The sequence below is a fragment of the Solwaraspora sp. WMMB335 genome, assembly GCF_049179075.1.
Taxonomy (GTDB): Bacteria; Actinomycetota; Actinomycetes; order Mycobacteriales; family Micromonosporaceae; genus Micromonospora_E.
This window is the reverse complement of the sequence record NZ_JBMHMF010000001.1, coordinates 7,914,500-7,934,249: the sequence shown is the minus strand read 5'-3', so window position 1 is coordinate 7,934,249 and position 19,750 is coordinate 7,914,500. Positions and strand designations below refer to the sequence as shown.

The following is a 19,750-nucleotide window of genomic DNA, read 5'->3' as shown; positions in this document are numbered from 1 at the left end:
CGTCGTCCCTATGCCGCGATGGTGGCCTTCGACAGGTCGAAGGCGTTGAACCGGTAGGCAGCCGGGTCGAGACCGGTAACCTCCTTACGGTGACCGATCAGAAACAGTGGGTACACCGGCGGGATGTAGGCCGCCTTGGTCGCGAGCATGTCGCTCCACTGCGCGTAGAGCTTGACCCGCTCGGTAGCGTCGGTGGCGACTTCGGCCTGCTTGGCGATCGCGGTCGACTCCTCGTCGATGAACGACGTGGAGTTCGAGGCGCTGTCGGCCATGAGCGACCCGACGCTGCCGTCGATGCTGCGCCCCTGCCCGGTACCGGCCATCTCATAGGCGATCTTGAACCCCCACGGCCCGCCCTTCGTGGTCGACGAAAGCCAGTCGCCCTGTTGCAGGAACTGCAGCTCGGCGTTGAGGCCGATGGCGGCCCAGTCGGCCTTGAGCACGGCACCGACGTCGCGCAGCACGGTGTCGTCCTGCGCGACCCAGGTGAAGGCGATTTCCCGGCCGGCGTACCCGGCATCGGCCAGCAACGACCGGGCCCGGTCGAGGTCGGGCTCCTCGTCGTAGACCTTCGTGGTGAATTCCCAGCCCTCGTGGCCGGGTCCGATCGGGCCCTGACCGATTTCGGCCCGGCCGCCGAACACCACGTCACGCATGCGCCGGCGGTTGATGGCGAAGGCGAGTGCCTGCCGGACACGCTCGTCCTGCAGCGCGGGATGGGCGCAGTTGGGTCGCATGGTGATCAGTACCGGTGCCGCGGCCTCGGCCAGAACCAGGTTGGGGTCGGAGGCGATACGGCTGGCGTCGACGGTCGAGACGGCCGGATAGATGCTGGAGCTTCCCTGGGTCAGGTTGACCATGCGGGCACCGGGCTCCGGCACGATCCGGAAGGTGATCTCGGAGATGCTCGGCGCCCCATCGCGGTAGTCGGCGTTGGCCGCCAGTTTGATCTGCACGCCGGGCTGGTGGGAGTCGAGCCGGTAGGGGCCCGTACCCATCATCTCGTCGTCGCGGTCGAGAAAATCGCGGTGGATGATCGGGATCAGGGCGAGCTTCAGGGGCAGCAGGCCCCACGGGTTCTTGAACGTGAACCGGATGGTGGTGGCGTCGACCGCCTCGACGGTGTCCAACGGCCGCAGGTGGTAGATCCAGACCCGGCCCTGCTGGTTGCCCGCGTTGATGGTGGCCGCGACGTCGTCGGCGGTCAGCTCGTCGCCGTTGTGGAACTTGACGCCGGTGCGGATCTTCACTTCGGCGGTCAACTCGTCGATGATCGTCGGCTGCCCCTCCGCGAGGCGCGGGATCAGCTCGGTCGAGTTGGGGTCGATGTCGTAGAGCCGTTCCTGTACGTGCCGGTTGACCCATGAGATGTACTGGTTGTTGATGGTCAGACCGTTGAGCGTGGATGGCTCAAGTGCCATGTCCACCGTAGCCACGCCCGGCGTCGCGGAGGACTCACCGGTCCCGCCGGAACACCCGGCGAGCGCCAGTGCGCCCAGCGTCAGCCCGCCGGCACCTCCCCTGACCAGGCCACGGCGGGTGATCCGATAGTGGCCTGCTTCCCGTATGAGGCTGAACTCATCCATATGTCTGCCCTCGCATCCTGCTGAAACGCCGCGACCGCGGCTTCCGTCTGGCGTTCCACTGGCTAGAACAGGAGCGCCATGATGTTCTGGATTCTTGAGGGCCGACCATCGGGTGTCAAGGTCCGGCCCTGCACAAGGCCCGGTAGGCCAGAACACCACCATGAGAACGAGCCAGACGTTTCGTCCGGAATTGCGAGCGGGCCGAAACAGACCTGAAACCCGATCGTCGACGACCTGCGGCGGCGCGGTGTGGCGAGGACCACGTCACAGGATGTACGCCGGGCGTCCTCGCGCCCGACCAGTCGGCGCAAAGCCACGTTCACCTCGGCGGACACGCCGTAATCACGGCCGTACTCCGAGCGCAACGATAGCCCGCGTCCGGCACAAGATCTTGGCTCCGGCCACCCGCGTTCGGTAGGTTGCAGAACACCACTCAGGATCGTTCTACTGCGCGGAACATGGGGGTCAGCGTGAACAACTCGCAGGACGGGCGTCTCTCCGCCTCCTCGCGGTACGCGCCGACGGCTGAACCGATCGCACCGACGGTGGCAGAATTCGCCCACGGCCTGGCCTTCGCCGATCTGCCGGTCGACGTCGTCGAAAACCTGCGCACCCGCCTGCTCGACACGCTCGGGGTCAGCATCGCCGCGCTCGACCTCGACACCAGCCGCGCCGCGCTGACCTACGTCTGCGGCAGCGGTCCGGCCCAGGCACACGCCATCGGGTTGTCCGATCCGGTGCCGGCCGCCGGTGCCGCGTTCGCCAATGGCGTGCTGGCGCACTCGCTCGACTACGACGACACCCATCTGCCGTCGGTACTGCACCCCAGTGCCACCCTCGTACCGACTGTCCTGGCCGCCGCGGAGCGCTTCGGGGCCGACGACGCGAAGGCCATGGCCGCGTTGGCCGCCGGCATCGAGATCTGCATCCGGCTGGGCATGGCCGGCTACGACCCGGACAGCGGCGACTCGGTGTTTTTCCGACACGGACAGCACGCCACGTCCATCTGCGGGACGGTCGGCGGTGCCGTCGCCGCGGCGGTGCTGGCCGGCCTCGATCCGCCGGGAATCGCCTCCGCTGTCGGTCTGGCGGCCTCGATGGCCTCCGGCGTCATCGAGGCCAACCGCTCCGGCGGCACGGTGAAGCGCATCCACTGCGGCTGGGCGGCGCAGTCCGCCATCCGGGCCGCCGAGTTGAGCCGGGCCGGGTTCACCGGTCCGCCAACGGTGATCGAGGGTCGTTTCGGCCTGCTCCAGGCGTTCCTCCGCGACGACTCGCGCCCGCAGACGGTGGTCGACGGGCTGGGTCGCGACTGGCTCACCCGTGACCTGTTCGTCAAGCCCTACCCGGCCAACCACTTCCTCCACGCGGTGATCGACGCGGCCGACGCGTTGCGCCGGGCCGGGCTGTGCCCCACCGACGTGGCCGAGATCGTCGTGCTGGCTCCGGGGCCGGTCATCCGGACGATCGGCGAACCGCTGGCGGTCAAACGGGCACCGCAGACCGGATACCAGGCCCAGTTCAGCGGGCCTTACGCGGTCACGGTCGGCCTGCTCGGCGGCGGTGGGCTGGGCGCCGCCCGCGTCGACTTCTCCGACACACGGGTCCAGGATCCGGTCCGGCGGGACATCATGGCCAAGGTCACGGTCGTCGAGGACCCGGAGTGCACCCGCGTCTACCCGCACCAGTTTCCGGCGGCGGTGCGGGCCCGTACGGTGGACGGCCGTGAGCTGGTCGAGCGGGTGATGTACACCCGGGGCGGTCCCGAACGCCCGCTGAGCCCCGACGAACTGCACCGTAAGTTCCGCGACAACGTCGACGGCCGGCTCGACCCCGAGGCCCGGGACCGGATCATCGCCGTCGTCGCGCGGATGGGCCAAGACGACCCGACGATCCCGGGCCTCATGGATGATGTGGGCCGCGCCAGCGTCATGCCCCGTTGACCGCGAACGTCACCACGATGTTGTCGCGGGTGGCCCGGGAATAGGGACACAGCCCGTGCGCCTGCCGGACCAGCCGCTGCGCCACCTCCGGCGCCACCCCGGGCAGCCGCACGCCCAGCGCCACGGCCAGGCCGTAGCCGCCGTCGGGATGCTTGCCGATGGTCACCTCCGCCGTGACCGACGAACCGGCGACGCCGACCCGCTCAGCCCTGGCCACCACTGTCAGGGCCGAGTGGAAGCAGGCCGAGTATCCAGCCGCGAACAACTGTTCGGGATTGGTGCCGTCGCCGTCGCCCGCTGTGCCGCCGAGCCCCGGAGGGCGCACGAGCGCGAGATCGAGCACGCCGTCGGCCGAGCGGACCCGCCCGCCCCGCCCCCCGGTCGCGGTCACCCGCGCGGTGTACACAGGCTCGATCACCGTCCCGCTCCCTCGCCGCCGGCCCGAAAGAGGTAGCGGCCGACGGCCGGTCCGGTGGTCACGGCGCCTGCTGACACGACCGGCACGCCACGGACGAACGTGTCCGTCACCCGGGCGGTCATCTCGACCCCCTCGAACGGCGAGTACTCCTGGGTCGACGGCGAGTCGGCCGCCCGTACCGTCCAGGTCGCTGTCGGGTCGACGAGACAGAGGTCGGCGTCGAGGCCGACCGCGATGTCGCCCTTGGTACCCAGACCGAACCGGCGGGCCGGCGTGCCCGCGGTCAGCTCGGCGATGCGCCCGGGGCTCAGCCCTCGCTTGCCGCCCTCGGTCAGCAGCCCGGTCAGCAGGTACTCCGCACCGCCGAACCCCGACCGGGCGGCGAAGACGTCACCCGGGTCGGCACCGAACTTCTGTTCGCTGCGGCAGCACGCGTGGTCGCTGACCACCCAGTCGACCTCCCCGGCGAGGACGTGTTCCCACAACGCCTCGACATCGGCCCGGGGCCGCACCGGCGGGTTGACCTTCCCACCGTTGTCCCGGGCCGATTCCACGTCGGTCAGCAGGTGTCCGATCGTGACCTCGCGGCGGAAGTCGATGTGCGGAAAGGTCCGGGCCATCCGCAGGGCGGCGGTGACCGCCTTGCCGGACGACAGGTGCAGGAGGTTGACCGTGGCCAAATTGGTCTCGTCGGCGAGGAACGCCGCGATCGTCACCGCGAGGCCCTCCGAATGCGGCGGGCGGGAGGCATGGTACGCGGCCAGACCGGTCAGGTGCGGGTCCTGCTCGACCAGCCTGGTGTAGGCCCGCATGATCTCCGGTGTCTCACAGTGCAGCGACAGCGAGATGCTGTCGGCCCGGTCCGGCCGTTGCTCGCGGGCCGCCTGAACGGCACGCATCACGAACTCGAAATGGGCATAGTCGTAGGACTGGTCCGGCGGGATCATCAGGAAGCCGCTCTGGTCGGTCGACCGTCCGTGCAACCCGTGACTGCCGTAGAACATGAAGATCTTGAACGACGTGACCCCGTGCCGGTCGATCAGCATCGGGATCTCGTCGATGTGCTCGGCCGTCATCGGCGCCAGGTGGAACCCGAAGTCGATCACGGAACGGCCATCGGTGCGGTCGAGCACCTCGGGAAAGAAGTCCGCGTACGGGCCGCCACGGTTGAGGTAGTACTGGCCGGTCCGGATGTAGTTGAGCGCGGTCGTCACGCCGCCGAGCGCGCTGGCCCGGCTCTCACTCGCCGCGTCCTCTGCCAGCGGGTTGTAGATTCCCCAGTGTTGGTGCGCGTCGACGACGCCGGGAAACGCGAGCCGTCCACGACCGTCCAGCAGCGCCGCAGCACGTGCCGGGTCGATTCCGGGCGCGATCTGCGCGAACCGGCCGGCGCGTACCCCGATGTCGGCACGGGTCGGCGCGTCGGTCCCGGCCCGCACCACGTCGACATCGCGAATCAGCAGGTCCAGGTCGGGTGTGGTCACCGTGGCGCTCCTTCGTCGTCGGTCCGTCGTCGCGCCCCGCCGGCCGCCATGGCCGCCATGATCTCCACCACGTGGCGGACGCCCGAGCGATAGTCGTCGATCCGTATGTTCTCGTCCGGCCCGTCGAACCCCGAGTCGGCACGGGACACACCGATACCGACGATCGGCCGGTCACCGAGCACGGCCTGGTTGCCGACCCAGGTGGTGTAGGGCTCGATGACCGGCTCGCGGCCGTACGCCCGCCGAGCCGCGTCGGCGACGAGTGCCACGAACGGGTCCCGGTGATCGGTGGCGTTGGGCGCGTTGCTCGCCACCACCTCCACCCGTACATCGGCGAAGCCATGCTCCCGCAGGTGTTCCTCGATCGATCGCAGGATCCGCTCCGGCCGCTGGCCGGCCACCAGCCGGATCTCGACCTTCGCGGTCGCCTGCGCTGGCAGACCGAGTGTCACGTCGGGCCGGTTGTCACCGGTCTCGACGCCGGCGATGGTCAGCGTCGGCACGGTGCGCGCGACGACCGCCGCCGCCCGGTCGTCGACGCCGCCGACGAACCCGGTCACTCCCGACCGGCGGCGCAGGAACTCACCGTCGAACTCGATCTGGTCGAGCAGCCGCCGCTCCTGTGGCGTCACCGGTCGCACGTCGGCGTAGAAGCCGGGAACCCGGACCCGGCCGTCCGGATCGTGCAGGCTGGCCAACGCCGCGACGAGGCGGTGTGACGCCGACGGCAGCAGGGCCGCGTTCTGGCTGGTCAGATCCCGGTTCAGGGTACGTACCGACAGGGTCAGGTAGAGCAGGCCCTTCTCACCGAGCTTGAGCAGTGGCCGCCCGAGGGCGTCCGACCACGAGTTCTCCCACAGGGTGCCGTCGCTGGCGAGCCGGTCGGCATGCCGGCGAACGAACGACGGCAGGCCGGGACTGTCCAGCCGGCGTTTGCCCTCGACCAGAAAGACGCTCGTCACCGGCGGGGTCAGCCCGGCCAGCCGCCAGGCCGCCACCGCGTGGATCCTCGACATCAGCGCACCCTTGTCGTCGGCCACGCCACGGGCGAACAGCCGACCGTGGCGGATTTCAGCGGCGTACGGAGGGCTGGTCCACGCGCTGTCGTCACCGGTCGGCTCGATCTCCACGTCGTAGTGGAGAAAGTGCAGCAGCCGCCGCGGGCCGCCGTCGATCTCGCCGAGGACGTAGGGATAGGAATGCTCCCACTCCACGATGTCGGCCGTGCCGCCCCAACGCCGCAGCTCATCGGCGACGAACCGGGCCGCCGCCGCCATCGCGGCGGGCTCCTGGCGCCGGCTGCGGAGCCGGCACAGGTCCCGCAGCCGGTCGACGAACTCGTCGAGGTGGCGGTCGACCGCGTCGAGCGCCGCGCCCGGGTCGACGGCGGGCCGGGCCGGTGCCGTCATGTCGGCTTGCCCTGCAGCCGCTGCGCCCATTCGGTGCGCAACGGGTGCTCGGCCGGACCCGCCTCGGCGATGATCCGCATGAGCCGGCCGAGATAGCCGTCGCGGCGGGCGTCGAGTTCCGCGCGCTCACGCTCGTCGGGCTCGTACGCGTCGACGGCGTCGACCGCGAGGTGGCCCTGGCGGGCGAGCACGGCCTCCAGGGCCCGCAGCCGGTGGTCGGTCACGTGCAACTCGGTCGCCAACTGCAGCACCAGGTCGAGCAGCTTTCCGACCTGTGGGTCGGCGAAGTAGGCGTACTCGGCCGTCACGGTGTCACCTCCTGCGTCTGGACCGGCTTGGCCGCCGTGAGCACGGCCCACGGGAAGTGCCACTCCCGGCGGTCGCCCCAGCCCTGCGGCGCGACCCCCGCGATGCGCTCGTCGAAGGGCACCCATGTCGCGTCGACCAGGCCGTTCTCGCGGCAGATCCGCACAGTGTCGGTATGGAACAGATCGTGGAAGTAGGGCTCGTTGTTGCGTTCGGCGTGCTCGACCACCGTCGCGTCGCGCAACGCGTCACCGGTCAGGGTGAACTCCAGGAAGCCGAGGCGGCCACCGGGCTTGAGCAGCCGGGCCGCCTCGGCGAGGGTCTGTTCGATCACGTCGGCCGGCATCTCGTGCAGCACCATGGTGCCGGTCACCACGTCGCAGGAGCCCGGCTCGATGCCGGTGTCGACGGCGTCGCGCTGCCGGTAGTGGATCGCCAGACCCTCGTCCTCCGCCTCGCGGTGGGCCAGCCGCAGGCCGGGGGCCGACAGGTCGAGCCCGATCACCTCGGCGTTCGGATAGCGACCGGCCAGCGGCCGGGTGCTCTTGCCGAACCCGCAGCCGACATCGACGATCCGGCTCGCCTGCGGGCGGTCCGGCAGCGCGGTCTCGACGAAGAGCCGATGGAACTTGTAGCCGTCGTTGTCGCGCAACATGACGATGCGGGCGCCCAGCTCGTAGACGAAGGCGGACAGATCATGGGAAAAGTAGCCGCCGGGCTGAACGTGGATGTCGTAGGCGGTGTACCAGTCGGGTAGGGCGAAATCGGCGCCGATCTCCAGCGAGCCCTTCGGCTCGCCGGACTCCTCGGCCGGGCCCACCAGCTCGTCGGCCCGGCGCAGCACCGTGTCCGCGGCGGTACGCCACAGCATCTTCTGCTGAGTCCGCTCCAGATGGCTGAACCACGGGTAGAGGGGAAGCTCGTGCAGGCGGCTGGTGGCCTCGGGCAACGACCCGGCCGGGTCGCCGAACTCCTCCACGAGTGCCGGATACACCGTGCCGGCCCACTGTTTGCGCAGTTGCAGGACGAAATCGACGGAGGCGCGCTCGTCGAGCGTAAGCCCCTTTTCGATATCGATCATCACATCCTCCTCCTCGGTCCTGGACCCGCCGTGAGCCCGGCACCGCAGGCATGTCCCTCGTAGACGGCTTCGAGCACCGAGCGCGGCGCGACCGCGTCGCCCACCAGCCGCACCCGGTCGGGCCCGAGTCGTTCGTGCAACGCCGGCACGAGCCCGTCGTCGGCTCGCCCGGCGCCGGCGTCCACGACGCTGTGGACGCCGGCCAGTTCTTCCATCTCGCCGGTGATGACATCGACCAGCCGCACCGATCCGTCCGGTGCGAGTTGCGGGTCCAGCCGGCGCAGCGGGTGCACCTTGACACGCAGCTGCCCGAGACGCCGCACCAGCGCCAGCCGCGAGTAGGTCGTGATTCGGCCGGCGAAGGACGCTGTCGGCGACACGAGCCGGACCCGCCAGCCCTGCCGGGCGTACTGCTCGGCGACGGCGCTGCCGGCCCAGTCGCCGTGATCGTCGAAGATCACCACCTCGCGGCCGGCGCCGTCGCCGACGTCGCGCAACGCGGCCATCGCGTCCCACAGGTCCAGTGCCGGCCGGCCGGCGACCAGCGGACGACGCACCGGACGCGAACCGGTGGCCACCACGACCACATCCGGGTCCGCGCCGGCCACGCTGTCCGCAGTCGCCGGTGCGTCGAACCGCACCCGTACGCCGGCCGCCCGCGCGTCGCGTTCCAACTCGTCGACGAGCAGCCCGAACCGGTGACGCGCGGCCAGGCCGCGCAGCCGGGCGACCTGGCCGCCGAGCACCGTACCGGCTTCGACCAGCGTCACCGTGTGTCCGCGACGAGCCGACTCGAGCGCCGCCGACAGACCGGCCGGCCCTCCGCCGACGACCAGGACGGACCGCGACGGGCCGGGTCCGGGATCCGGCAGCCACTCGCGACCCGCGCGCGGGTTCACCACACAGGCCATGTCGAGGCCGGCCTCGATGCGGCCGAGGCAGCCCTGGTTGCAGGCGACGCACGAGCGCACCGTGTGTTGGCGGCCGGAGCGCGCCTTGTCGAACAGGTGCGGGTCGGCGATGTGGGCCCGGGCCAGGCCGACCAGGTCGGCGCTGCCGTCGGCGAGCAGGGCGGCGGCCTCGGGCAGGCTGTCCAGCCGGCACACGGCGATCACCGGCAGGCCGGGCAGCGCGCGGCGGAACATCGCCGGGAACCGGCGAAACGGCGCGTGCGGAAACGTCATGTCGGCGATCTGTGTGGCCAGCGTGTAACTGCCGTGGTACGCGGAGTGGCTGACGTCGAGAAAGCTCAGTGGAAACTCTCGGTGCACGCCTGCGACGACCTCCAGCATGTCCGACGGGGTGAGCCCGCCCGGCAGGAACTCGTCGGCGCTGATCCGCAGCCCGATCGGCAGGCCGTCGGCACCTTCGGACACGGCGGACAGGACCTCGCGCAACAGACGTACCCGGCCCGTCGCGTCCCGGCCGTAGCCGTCGGTGCGGACGTTGCTGACCGGGGACAGGAACTGGTGGATGAGGTGGCCGTGGCCGGCGTGCACCTCGATGCCGTCGAAACCGGCCCGGCGCATCCGGCGCGCCGCGGCGGCGAACGCCCGGACGACCACGGCGATGTCCACCGCGCTCATGGCGTGCGGGACGTGCGCCCCGGCGGTCCAGGCGATGGCCGAGGGCGCCCAGGCGACCACCCGGCTCCCGTCGCCCGGTGCCTGCCGCCCGGCGTGCACCAGCTGCGCGACGACGGCCGCGCCGTACGCGTGCACCGTGTCGGTGAGCCTGCGCAGCGGGACCACGCAGTCGTCGCCGAAGGCTCCGAGCGTGGTGGACCGCCCGGCGCTGGTCGGATGTACCCGGATCGCCTCGGTGACGATCAGGCCGGCACCGCCCCGGGCGCGCTCCGCGTGGTAGGCCACGTGGCGCTCGGTGGCGAGGTTGTCCCGCGCGAAGTTCGTCGTGTGGGCCGGCACCACGACCCGGTTGCGTAACGCCAGCCCACCCGTCTGCAGCGGGGCGGACAGCAATGCCATCGCATCGAGCATCAACGCTCGATCCGGGACATGTGGGCAGGCGACATGATCGGAACCCTAGCTTCGAGGCGCGACAGCGTCAACGAAAATCGTTCCGTGAGCTGAAACACCAGGAAGGAACGTTTGACAGAGCGGAATGTTCCAGCGAGGCTAGCGATCACGACGCGCTCTCGGGAAAGGCCTTCGCATGACGCAGACGAGCAACCCCAAGGCCATGCACGGCAACAAGGTCGGCGTGATGTGGCCGCAGTCCCCGACCGGCCGGGCCAGCCTGATGGACCTCAACACCGAGCCCGACCTGGTGCTCTCCGACGACGTGCTGATCGTCGGCTTCAAGGCCGACCCCGACGCCGTTCGGGCCTACGTGCCTGAGCCGCTGGAACTCGACGGCTCCGGGACCATGTACGTCAAGGCGGTCCAGCGCTGGGGGTACACCAGCCGCAACGCGACCGAGTTCATCAGCTTCGAACGGCTCAACCAGACCGAGTCGTTCTTCTGGATTCCCTGCTCCTACCAGGGTAAGGAGTTCTACTTCGTGCCGTTTTCGTGGGGCAACCGGGACTGGCTGGGCTACACCGGCCGGCTCGTCGGGATGCCGCACAAGTGGGCGAAGGTCCAGATGACGAGCTTCCACTCGTTCCACCCGACCTACAACGAGGCACACGCCGGCGCCCGGATCTGCGCCAGCGTCGAGAACATGGGCCTGGTGCACCGCCTGTACGGCGACCTCAAGGAAGTCATCCGGCCGGAGGACACGCCGTTCAAGTGGGTCCAGGGATCGTGCCCCCACTTCCTGGGCCACCGCTACATCTGGGACTCCGTCAAGGGCCGTCCGCTGGCCAACGACCTCGTCGCGCACTACGGCGACGACGTCGAGATGGGGCCGGTGTGGCAGGGCGACGGCTGGGTCCAGTTCTTCGATGCCGAAAACGACGAGGTGCTGCAGTTCCAGCCACGCGAAATGCTCGGCTCCTGGTTCTTCACCCTGCGCTTCACCCATCAGAAGAGCTCGCCCTACATCGTCTACGACTACGGCGACGAAAGTCCGTACGCCGACCGGCCACGGATCAGGGAACTGCTCGGCCGCTGATGCCAGGCCTGCTCGCGAAAGGGAGACCGGACCGTGCGTGACCTCGAGGCCATGCTCTACGTACCGGCGGGCGATGCCCGCAAGCTCGACAAGGTGCCACGATTGCTGGCCCTGACGGCGATCATCGTCGATCTTGAGGACGCCGTCGCCGTCGAGGCCAAGGACAGCGCCCGCGCTGCTTGCGGGCGGATGCTCGACAACATCGGCGCGGCCGGCTCCGGCGGGCGGCAGGGGCAGATCTGGGTCCGGATCAACGCCCCTGGCACGGACGCGTTCACCGCTGACCTCGACGCCTGTGTCCGGGCCGAGGTCAGCGGTCTGATCGTGCCCAAGGCCACCGCCGACTCGCTGGGCACCGTCGCCTCGCACGTCCGGCAACGGGAGGCAACGGCCGGACTGGCTGCCGGCTCCGTCGCGCTGATGGGCCTGATCGAGACGATCGAGGGCTGGCACAGCGTACGGACCGCGACCAGCCTGCCGGCACGGGTGCACGGGCTCAGCTTCGGCGCGGGTGACTTCTCGCTCGAACTCGGGCTGCCGTTCCCGCCACCCGGCGGTGTACAGGGACACACCCTGCTGATGGCCAAGGCCGAGCTGGTGCTGCACAGCCGCCGGCTCGGTCTGGCCCCGCCGCACGACGGGGTCTATCCCGCGTTCCGCGACCTCGACGCCCTGCTCGCCGAGGCTGCGCTCGCCAAGTCCATGGGTTTCGTCGGCAAGCACACCATCCACCCCGATCAGGTGCCCGTCGTACGGTCCGTCTTCGGTCCGGATCCCGCCGAGCTCGACAAGGCGCGACGGATCCTGGACGCGGCGGAACAGGCCCGCCGGATCGGGCTCGGCAACGCGGACGTCGACGGCGAACTGGTCGACGTTCCGGTGATCGAACGGGCCCGCCAGTTGTTGCACGAGGCCGGCGGTGCCGGGGGTACGGCGTCATGACCGACGACGCCGCGCTCGCCTCGCTGCGGGTGCTCGACCTGTCCTCGCTCTACGCCGGCCCCTACATCGCCACCCTGCTCGGCGACTTCGGCGCTGACGTCATCAAGGTCGAGCATCCACGCGGCGACGACGCCCGACGCTGGGGCCTGTCCAAGGGCACCGTTCCGCTGTGGTGGAAGACGATTTCCCGCAACAAGCGCCTGGTCCGTCTCGATCTGCACGACGAGTCCGACCGGGCCCTCGCCCGACGGCTGGCGGTCGAGTGGGCCGACGTGGTGATCGAGAACTTCCGACCGGGCCGGCTGGAACAGTGGGGACTGGGCTACGCCGACCTCGCGGCGGAGAACCCGGGTCTGGTGATGGTGCGGGTCACCGGTTTCGGGCAGACCGGTCCGTACCGGAACCGTCCCGGGTTCGGCACCCTCGCCGAGGCATTCGCCGGCTTCGCCGCTATCACCGGTGAGCCCGACGGGCCCCCGACCCTGCCGCCGTTCGGCCTGGCCGACGGGGTCGCCGCGCTCACCGGCGCCTACGCGACGATGGTCGCGCTCTACTGGCGGGACACGTCCCGCCACGGGCGCGGGCAGGTGGTCGACCTCAGCCTCTACGAGCCGCTGCTGTCGATCCTCGGCCCGCAGGTAACCGAGTTCACCCAGACCGGCGTCGTACAACAGCGACAGGGCAACCGGTCCACCCGTACCTCCCCCCGCAACGCCTACCGCACCGCGGACGACCGGTGGGTCGCGCTGTCCGGCGGCACGCAGCAGATCGCCAACCGGATCATGGCCGCGATCGGCCGGCCCGAGTTGGCCGACGACCCACGGTTCAGCAGTCCGCCCGCCCGGCGGGCGAACGCCGACGAACTCGACAGGATCGTGGCCGACTGGATCGCCCGCAACGCCCAGGCCGACGTCCTGGCCGCGTTCGGTGCGGCCGAAGCGCCGATCGCGCCGGTCAACGACGCGGAGTCGCTGGCCGTCGACCCGCACGTACGGGCCCGGGAGAGCATTGTCGACCTGCCCGATGACGATCTCGGCACGATCACCACCACCGGTCTCATCGCCAAGCTCAGCGCGACACCGGGCCACATCCGACACACCGGCCGGGTCGAGGTGGGCGCGGATACCAGCAGTGTGCTGGCCGAGTTGGCGGCGGGTCGCCGTACCCCGACCCCGACCCCGACCCCGACCGCGACCGGCGAGACCACCGGCGACGAGACCACCGGCGACGACCGGCGGCCATGGGACGACCTCGTCACCGACATCGACCGGCAGACCATGCGCCGCTCGGCGTTCGGCCGCCGGGTCGGCATCGGCGCCCGGCCGGCCGTCCTCGTGATCGACGCGCAGAACTACATGGTCGGCCCGCCGCCCGGCTCCACCCACGAGTACCCCTCGGCGTGCCCGTCGGCCGCTGCCGCGCTACCCACGCTGCGCAGCCTGCTCGATCACGCCCGGTCAGCCGGCGTCCCGGTCATCTATACGCGGTGGACGGTCGCTGCCGACGGCAGCGACATCGGCGTCTACGGTCGCAAGCGTGACCTCCTGACCACCGAGGGCTGGGCGCTGGAAGGCAGCGAGGGCGCCCACATCCACGAAGCCGTCGCACCCGGTTCCGGTGACGTCGTGATGGTGAAGAAGAAGCCGAGCGGCTTCCATGGCACCCCGCTGCTGGGTCTTCTGGTCGACCGCGGAATCGACACGGTCATCGTGACCGGTGGCGCGACCAGCAACTGTGTCCGGGCCACCGCGATCGACAGCGCCTCCTACAACTTCCGGACGATCGTCGTCGAGGACTGCGTGTTCGATCGATTCGACATATCACACCGGATCGCGTTGTTCGACCTCGACAGGCAGTTCGCCGACGTGATGACGGCGTGCGACGTGATCGCCGCGCTACCGGCACCGCCAGACGGCGAGACGACGTGAACGCTCCCGCCCGCGACCTCGTCGGCTACGGCCGCCGCCCACCTGTCGTGCGCTGGCCGCACGACGCCCGGGTCGCGGTCAGCATCGTCGTCAACTACGAGGAGGGCAGCGAGCGGTCGTTCGACCGCGACGGCATGAACGAAGGACTGGGCGAAGTCCCACGGCGCGTCGACGGTCCCTACCGTGACTTGGCCACCGAGTCGGTCTACGAGTACGGAAGCCGGGTCGGCGTGCACCGTCTACTGCGGCTGTTCGACCGGTACGGCGTCGCCGCGACGTTCTTCGCCGCCGCCGAGGCGCTGGAAGCCAACCCCGAGGTCTGCGCGGCGCTGCGTGACAGCGGGCACGAGGTGTGCGCGCACGGCTGGCGGTGGGCCGAGGAGTGGACGCTCGACGTCGACGCGCAGCGGGAAGCTATCACGCACGCGGTCCGGTCGATCGAGGCCACCTGCGGCCAGCGGCCGGTCGGCTGGTACTCCCGTTGGATGCCCAGTGTGGACACCCGTCGGCTGCTCGTCGAGGAGGGCGGGTTCCGCTACGACTCCAACGCCTACAACGACGACCTGCCCTACTTCGTGCACGTCGGAGAAGTCCCGTTTCTCGTGGTCCCCTACTCGCTGACGTTCAACGACAGCCGGCACACCTACGGTCAGCTCACCGCCGCCGGTGACTTCTTCGACGAATGCCGCCGCGGCTTCGACTACCTCTGGGAAGAGGGAGACCGTACGCCGCGGATGATGTCGATCGGCGTGCACCCGCGCTTGATCGGGCAACCCTCGCGGACCTCGGCCCTGCGCGACTTCATCGACCACGTCCAGACCAAGGGTGGCGGCTGGTTCGCCCGGCGACGCGAAATCGCCGAGATCTGGTGGGACCGGTACCCTGCCATCGAGCACCGTTGACTGGATCGACCACATGTTACTTTCTTGCGTATGACTCCTCCGCCCGCCTCACAGGCGCAGCGGCTCAGCGCCGTGCTGCTTGCCTTCACCGAGGGCATCGGCACCACGCTAGGCGTCTCCGAGATCGCGCGCCACCTGGAGATCCCCAAGAGCGCCGTGCACCGTACGCTGGCGGCGCTGATCGAGGTCGGCCTGGTCGAGCGCGACGGCGACTCGTCGCGCTACCGGCTGGGCAGCCGGGCCACCGCGTTGGCGATGGCTGCGCTGGGCGTACCCGACGTACGCACCTCCGCCCTGCCCTATCTGCAGGAGCTCGCCCGTCTGACCGGCGAATCAGCCACGCTGAGCCTCATGATCGGCAACGAACGGATTTACCTCGAGCAGGTCGAAGGCCCACAGGACATCCGGATGTCGGTCGAGATCGGCCGCCGCTACCCGCTGTACGCCGGTGCGTCCGGTCGGAGCATCCTCGCCGCGCTGCCCCCGGCGGAACTCGACAGCTACCTACGCGCGGTCGAGTTGGTCGCGCTGACGCCGGCAACGATTGCCGACACCGGACAACTACGTACCGAACTCAAGCGCATACATGACGTCGGCTACGCGGTGAGCCGTGGTGAGCGCGATCCCTGGGCGGCCTCGGTGGCCGCCGCGGTCTACGGAACCCACCGGGTGATCGGCTCCATGAGCGTCTGCGGTCCGGCGGCCCGCCTCACCGACGAAGCCGCCGCCAGCTTTGGTGACGCCGTCTGCCAGAGCGCAGCCGGCCTGTCCCAGTCGCTGGGACACCGGTCACGGTCCGGGTCAAGGCCGACCGTCACCCGATCACCTGGCGCCGACAGCCCGGCGGTGGTGCGGGAAGGCAGTCAGACAGCGGTTCCAGGCGATTCTGAGTAGCCGTAGCCGTAGCCGTACCGGGCGGCAGGAAAACCTCCTCATGCGCGGACCCAGTGCGAGACCCGGCGCTTCACTCTCACCACATACATAGTCGGGCGTCCATGTGGTAGCCACCACCCGAACGAGATCGTTCGTGAACGTACAGATACGAACAAGCGATAGCCACCGCGCCACCGGCATTGGCGCGGACCGGGTGGACCACGGCTCAAGGTCTTCAGTCTCCGAGGCTTGACAGTCCTGCTTGTTATCGCTAACACTTTTTGCAACACGGATTTAACCGACATGAACGCGGCGGCGGCACACGGACGGCACGTGAGGAATGATCTATGGAACCCGGCATCAGACGACAGGTGGACAGGATCGGACGGTGGGTGGCCCGCCTGGCCGTTCCCCTGCTCGTCGTCGGCGGCGGCGGCGCGGTCACCTTGGCGACGCCGGCCGCGGCGGCGACGACGTACGTCTACACCACGTTCAAGGGCGACGGCGCGGCCGACCAGGAGCTGTGGGTCTATCAATCGACGAATGCGACCAGCTTCGGCGTCCTGGCCGACACGAACTACCGCGGCCCGACCGGAGTCCTACGCGACCCCAGCATCATCGGTTACAACGGCAGGTACTACATCGCACACACCGTCCAGTCCTGGACGACGAACTCCACCTACTTCAACATCGCCTCCAGCACGGACCTGGTCACCTGGACGCATGTGGCCAGCGTCGACTCGGGAATCGTCGACACCAGATTCGTCTGGGCCCCGGAGTTCTTCGTTGAGGGGAACACGGTGCGCGTCATCGCGAGCGTGGCCCAGACCACCTGTTCCAGCTGTTTCCATCCCTATGTCTACACCGCCCAGGACAGCAGCCTGACCTCATGGAGCGGGCCGGCCCAGATGGGCGGGCTAGGCGCCAACTACATCGACACATTCGTCGTACGATCGGGCAATACCTATCACGCCTTCGTCAAGAACGAGACATCGAAGTACATCGAGCACTGGACGAGCACCGCCGGCCTCACCAGTGGCTGGACATCCCGCGGCACCCTGTGGAGCTCGGGATACGAAGGGCCGGCGCTGGTCCAGATGGAGAACGGCATCTGGCGCATCTACGTCGACCGGTACACCAACGGCGGGATATGGACCGCCACCAGCTCCGACCTGACCGCCTGGTCCAGTCTCGCCAGCGTAAGCTGCGCCGGCTGCAGGCACGGCACCGTACTCGCCCTGTCGTCGCCCCCTGCCGGGGAACGCTACCGGGTGACGGCGCGACACAGCGCTAAGGTCATCGATGTCATCGAGGCGTCGACGGCCGACAACGCCGAGGTCAAGCAGTGGAGCTGGAACGGAGGAACGAACCAGATCTGGGCGTTCGACGACGCGGGCGGCGGCTACGTCAGGATCGTCAACCACAACAGTGGCAAGTGTCTCGACGTGGCCAGCGCGTCCACCGCGGACGGCGCGAACGTCATTCAATACACGTGCAGCGGCGCGACCAATCAACAGTGGCAGTGGCGTGCCATCGGCAGCTACTTCCAGCTCGTTGCCCGACACAGCGGAAAATGCCTGGACGTGGTGAGCGCCGGGACGGGCGACGGCGCCGACATCCAGCAGTACACGTGCGGCAGTCAGCACAACCAGCAGTGGTCCCGCACCCCGGTCTAGGCTGGCTGGGCATCGGCATCGACCACGTTCGAATCTGAATGTTCCTGAACATGTCGGTTCGACGTCTCGCGTACCGCTTGTTGGTTCCGTTACGAATCTGATGCTGGCGACATCAGTTGATGTCCGGACCTGAGGAGTTGCATCTCTGTGATTGGAAAGCTCGCGACGTGGATCACGCCGCCTGAGACCTATGCGTCAGGATCATCTCGCAGCACCTGGTCGTTGCGCTGGTCGCTGATCGCCCTGGTGGCCGTGTTGACAGCGCTGGGTGCCGTCGTTGTCGTGTCACCGGCCACTGCCGCCACCCGCCAGTTCCGGGCATGAACTGGGCGGTACTGGGAGACAACTTCAGCACCGGCCCGCTCGTCGTGCAGGGCCTGAGCTCGTCCGACAGCAACGCTACCGTCCGGGCCAAGGCCAATGCCCTCTACGACGACATGGCCACCACCATGGGGATCAACACCGTCCGGCTGCCGATCAACACCCACACGGTGGGTACGACGTAGTGGAGCGCCTACCGGGGTGCCATCGACGCCGCCACCGCCCGCGGATTCAAGGTCATCCTGGCCTACTGGGAGGACGGCGCGGCATCCGGCGGCAGGATCACGAACCTTGCCGCGTGGAACACGATGTGGTCCGCGGTGACCGACACGTACGGATCGAACAGCAGCGTGTACTTCGAGCCGATGAACGAGCCGCATGGCTACAGCTCGGCAGAATGGCGCGACATCGCTGCCGATTGGCTGGACTACCACTACTCGGCCGTGCCCGGTCGGGTGCTCATCGGCGGCACCGGCTACAGCCAGGACCTGCGGGACATCTGCAACGACAGTCGCTTCGACTCGACGCTGCTGTCCTTCCACCACTACGCCTTCTTCTACAACGCGATGACCTACGACGCCTTCCGGAGCCACATTCGGGCCCGCCTCGGGAGCTGCTCCTCCCGCACGGTCGCGACCGAGTTCGGCGCGCCCATGGACAACGGCCTCGACTACGGCGATGCGAACAGCACCGACAACTTTGTCCGCCACATCCGGGCAATGGCCCAGGTCATGCGGGACAACCAGATGGGCGGGACCTACTGGCCCGCCCTCGGCGGCAAACCCACGGGCAGCTCCGGTTACGACTGGTACTCTCCCCAGGCGTACCGGATCCGCGTCGGCCAGTACACCCACGGCGGCAGTGCGTGGCAGCAGTGGCAGTTCCGGGACGCCGGTAGTGGCTACTGGCACATTGTCAGCCGGCACAGCGGAAAGTGCCTCGACGTGGTGAGCGCGTCGACCGCCGACGGCGTGATTCTCAAACAGTATCCGTGCAACGGCGGCACCAATCAGCAGTGGTCGCGCACGGCCGTCTAGGCGTCGGGAATCGGTTTGCGGGCCACCAGCCACGTGACGACGGGCCACAGCGGATCGTTGTAAACGGCGAGCCGGTGCAGCGGATGCCATCGGCTTGCCGGTACCGGTCGAAATCGCAGGCCCAACCAGGTAAGCGGAAGCAGCGCCAGGTTTCCCCACCCACCCACCTCGATAGGATCGGCGACACCACGACAGAGGAGGCGCAGGGCGTCCGGGGTAAATCGCCAGAAATCCTGGGGAGAACCGTGGATTTCGTTGAAGAAACAGGTGGTGTGGATGATGTACCCGCCAGGCCTCGTGACACGGATGCTTTCCTGGACCGCGACGAAAGGGCTGCCCTCGACATGTTCGAGCACCTGGTCGCTGAGCACCACGTCGAACTCGTTGTCCGGAAATGGCAGCGCCAGCATGTCGAACTCCGGATAGTTGGCCTCGACGGTATCGGCCTTCCCCAGGCCGATCTGTTCGGCGAAATACCTCGATCCGCTGATCGCCAACGCGCTCAGGCCGACGCCGTCCTGTCCGCCGATGGTGTTCGCGACCACGGAGGTCAGCCGCTCGTACATGGTGTATCTCGTGCAGTGGGGGCGCCTGCCGTACGTCGGACCCGCAGGCCCACCACCCAGCGCCCGGCCCCACCACGCGCCGATCATCGGGTTGCCCCCACGCCCGCCGTGTTCATGCACCGATGCCTCGTGTCGAACTCGATGGTCGCAACCGCTGGCGCCATTGGTCTCCTCCCCCAGTCAGACGGGTCGGGTGCGCACCC

17 protein-coding genes are annotated in these 19,750 nt (G+C 69.0%); 9 read left to right on the top strand and 8 right to left on the bottom strand.

Annotation, left to right across the window (positions count from 1 at the left end):
* Positions 1-8: 8 nt before the first annotated feature.
* On the bottom strand, positions 9-1,586 hold the full coding sequence (locus ACN27F_RS33910) for an ABC transporter substrate-binding protein (protein WP_421439745.1): 1,578 nt from the start codon (positions 1,584-1,586) through the stop codon (positions 9-11).
* 458 nt (positions 1,587-2,044) lie between these two features.
* On the opposite strand from ACN27F_RS33910, the gene ACN27F_RS33905 reads away from it, so the two are divergent.
* Positions 2,045-3,529 carry an MmgE/PrpD family protein gene (locus tag ACN27F_RS33905; RefSeq protein WP_421439744.1) on the top strand — a complete coding sequence of 495 codons (1,485 nt, stop codon included), beginning with the start codon at positions 2,045-2,047 and terminating at the stop codon, positions 3,527-3,529.
* Here the strand turns inward: ACN27F_RS33905 and ACN27F_RS33900 are convergent.
* Genes ACN27F_RS33900 through ACN27F_RS33875 form a run of 6 tightly spaced genes read right to left on the bottom strand, consistent with a single transcriptional unit; the run spans position 3,516 to position 10,212 of the window.
* Entirely contained in the window at positions 3,516-3,944 is a 429-nt protein-coding gene (locus tag ACN27F_RS33900) for an organic hydroperoxide resistance protein (RefSeq protein WP_421440604.1), read from the bottom strand. The genes ACN27F_RS33905 and ACN27F_RS33900 overlap by 14 nt on opposite strands.
* The gene (locus ACN27F_RS33895) at positions 3,944-5,431 is read right to left on the bottom strand and encodes a dihydroorotase (protein ID WP_421439742.1); all 1,488 of its coding nucleotides are present in this window, start codon (positions 5,429-5,431) and stop codon (positions 3,944-3,946) included. The genes ACN27F_RS33900 and ACN27F_RS33895 overlap by 1 nt, the downstream gene beginning before the upstream one ends.
* Positions 5,428-6,840, bottom strand: a complete 1,413-nt coding sequence (locus ACN27F_RS33890; RefSeq protein WP_421439740.1) for a M20/M25/M40 family metallo-hydrolase — start codon at positions 6,838-6,840, stop codon at positions 5,428-5,430. Before ACN27F_RS33890 ends, ACN27F_RS33895 begins: the two co-directional genes overlap by 4 nt.
* Positions 6,837-7,148 carry a hypothetical protein gene (locus ACN27F_RS33885; protein WP_421439738.1) on the bottom strand — a complete coding sequence of 104 codons (312 nt, stop codon included), beginning with the start codon at positions 7,146-7,148 and terminating at the stop codon, positions 6,837-6,839. The genes ACN27F_RS33890 and ACN27F_RS33885 overlap by 4 nt, the downstream gene beginning before the upstream one ends.
* Positions 7,145-8,227, bottom strand: coding sequence for a class I SAM-dependent methyltransferase (locus ACN27F_RS33880; RefSeq protein ID WP_421439736.1), 1,083 nt, complete (start codon positions 8,225-8,227; stop codon positions 7,145-7,147). Before ACN27F_RS33880 ends, ACN27F_RS33885 begins: the two co-directional genes overlap by 4 nt.
* A complete protein-coding gene (locus ACN27F_RS33875) occupies positions 8,227-10,212 on the bottom strand; it encodes an FAD-dependent oxidoreductase (protein ID WP_421439734.1) in 1,986 nt (661 codons plus the stop codon). Before ACN27F_RS33875 ends, ACN27F_RS33880 begins: the two co-directional genes overlap by 1 nt.
* Positions 10,213-10,399: 187 nt before the next feature.
* Between ACN27F_RS33875 and ACN27F_RS33870 the strand changes: the two genes are divergently transcribed.
* The 8 genes from ACN27F_RS33870 (at position 10,400) to ACN27F_RS33835 (ending at position 18,981) form a co-directional block, all read left to right on the top strand.
* Complete coding sequence (locus ACN27F_RS33870; RefSeq protein WP_421439732.1) at positions 10,400-11,302, top strand: acetoacetate decarboxylase family protein; 903 nt, start codon at positions 10,400-10,402, stop codon at positions 11,300-11,302.
* A 33-nt stretch (positions 11,303-11,335) separates the two neighbouring features.
* Complete coding sequence (locus ACN27F_RS33865; protein WP_421439731.1) at positions 11,336-12,244, top strand: HpcH/HpaI aldolase/citrate lyase family protein; 909 nt, start codon at positions 11,336-11,338, stop codon at positions 12,242-12,244.
* A complete protein-coding gene (locus tag ACN27F_RS33860) occupies positions 12,241-14,172 on the top strand; it encodes an isochorismatase family protein (protein WP_421439729.1) in 1,932 nt (643 codons plus the stop codon). Before ACN27F_RS33865 ends, ACN27F_RS33860 begins: the two co-directional genes overlap by 4 nt.
* Positions 14,169-15,074 (top strand): polysaccharide deacetylase family protein, encoded by a 906-nt coding sequence (locus ACN27F_RS33855; protein WP_421439727.1) that lies wholly within the window; start codon positions 14,169-14,171, stop codon positions 15,072-15,074. Before ACN27F_RS33860 ends, ACN27F_RS33855 begins: the two co-directional genes overlap by 4 nt.
* A gap of 30 nt (positions 15,075-15,104) precedes the next feature.
* The gene (locus ACN27F_RS33850; RefSeq protein ID WP_421439726.1) at positions 15,105-15,968 is read left to right on the top strand and encodes an IclR family transcriptional regulator; all 864 of its coding nucleotides are present in this window, start codon (positions 15,105-15,107) and stop codon (positions 15,966-15,968) included.
* Positions 15,969-16,318: 350 nt separating this feature from the next.
* Positions 16,319-17,623, top strand: coding sequence for an RICIN domain-containing protein (locus ACN27F_RS33845; protein WP_421439724.1), 1,305 nt, complete (start codon positions 16,319-16,321; stop codon positions 17,621-17,623).
* Positions 17,624-17,943: 320 nt separating this feature from the next.
* Complete coding sequence (locus tag ACN27F_RS33840; protein WP_421439722.1) at positions 17,944-18,129, top strand: hypothetical protein; 186 nt, start codon at positions 17,944-17,946, stop codon at positions 18,127-18,129.
* Positions 18,130-18,150: 21 nt separating this feature from the next.
* Entirely contained in the window at positions 18,151-18,981 is an 831-nt protein-coding gene (locus tag ACN27F_RS33835; RefSeq protein ID WP_421440603.1) for an RICIN domain-containing protein, read from the top strand.
* On the opposite strand, the gene ACN27F_RS33830 is transcribed toward ACN27F_RS33835, so the two are convergent.
* The gene (locus ACN27F_RS33830; RefSeq protein ID WP_421439720.1) at positions 18,978-19,547 is read right to left on the bottom strand and encodes a class I SAM-dependent methyltransferase; all 570 of its coding nucleotides are present in this window, start codon (positions 19,545-19,547) and stop codon (positions 18,978-18,980) included. The two genes, ACN27F_RS33835 and ACN27F_RS33830, sit on opposite strands and share 4 nt — an antisense overlap.
* Positions 19,548-19,750: the final 203 nt, after the last annotated feature.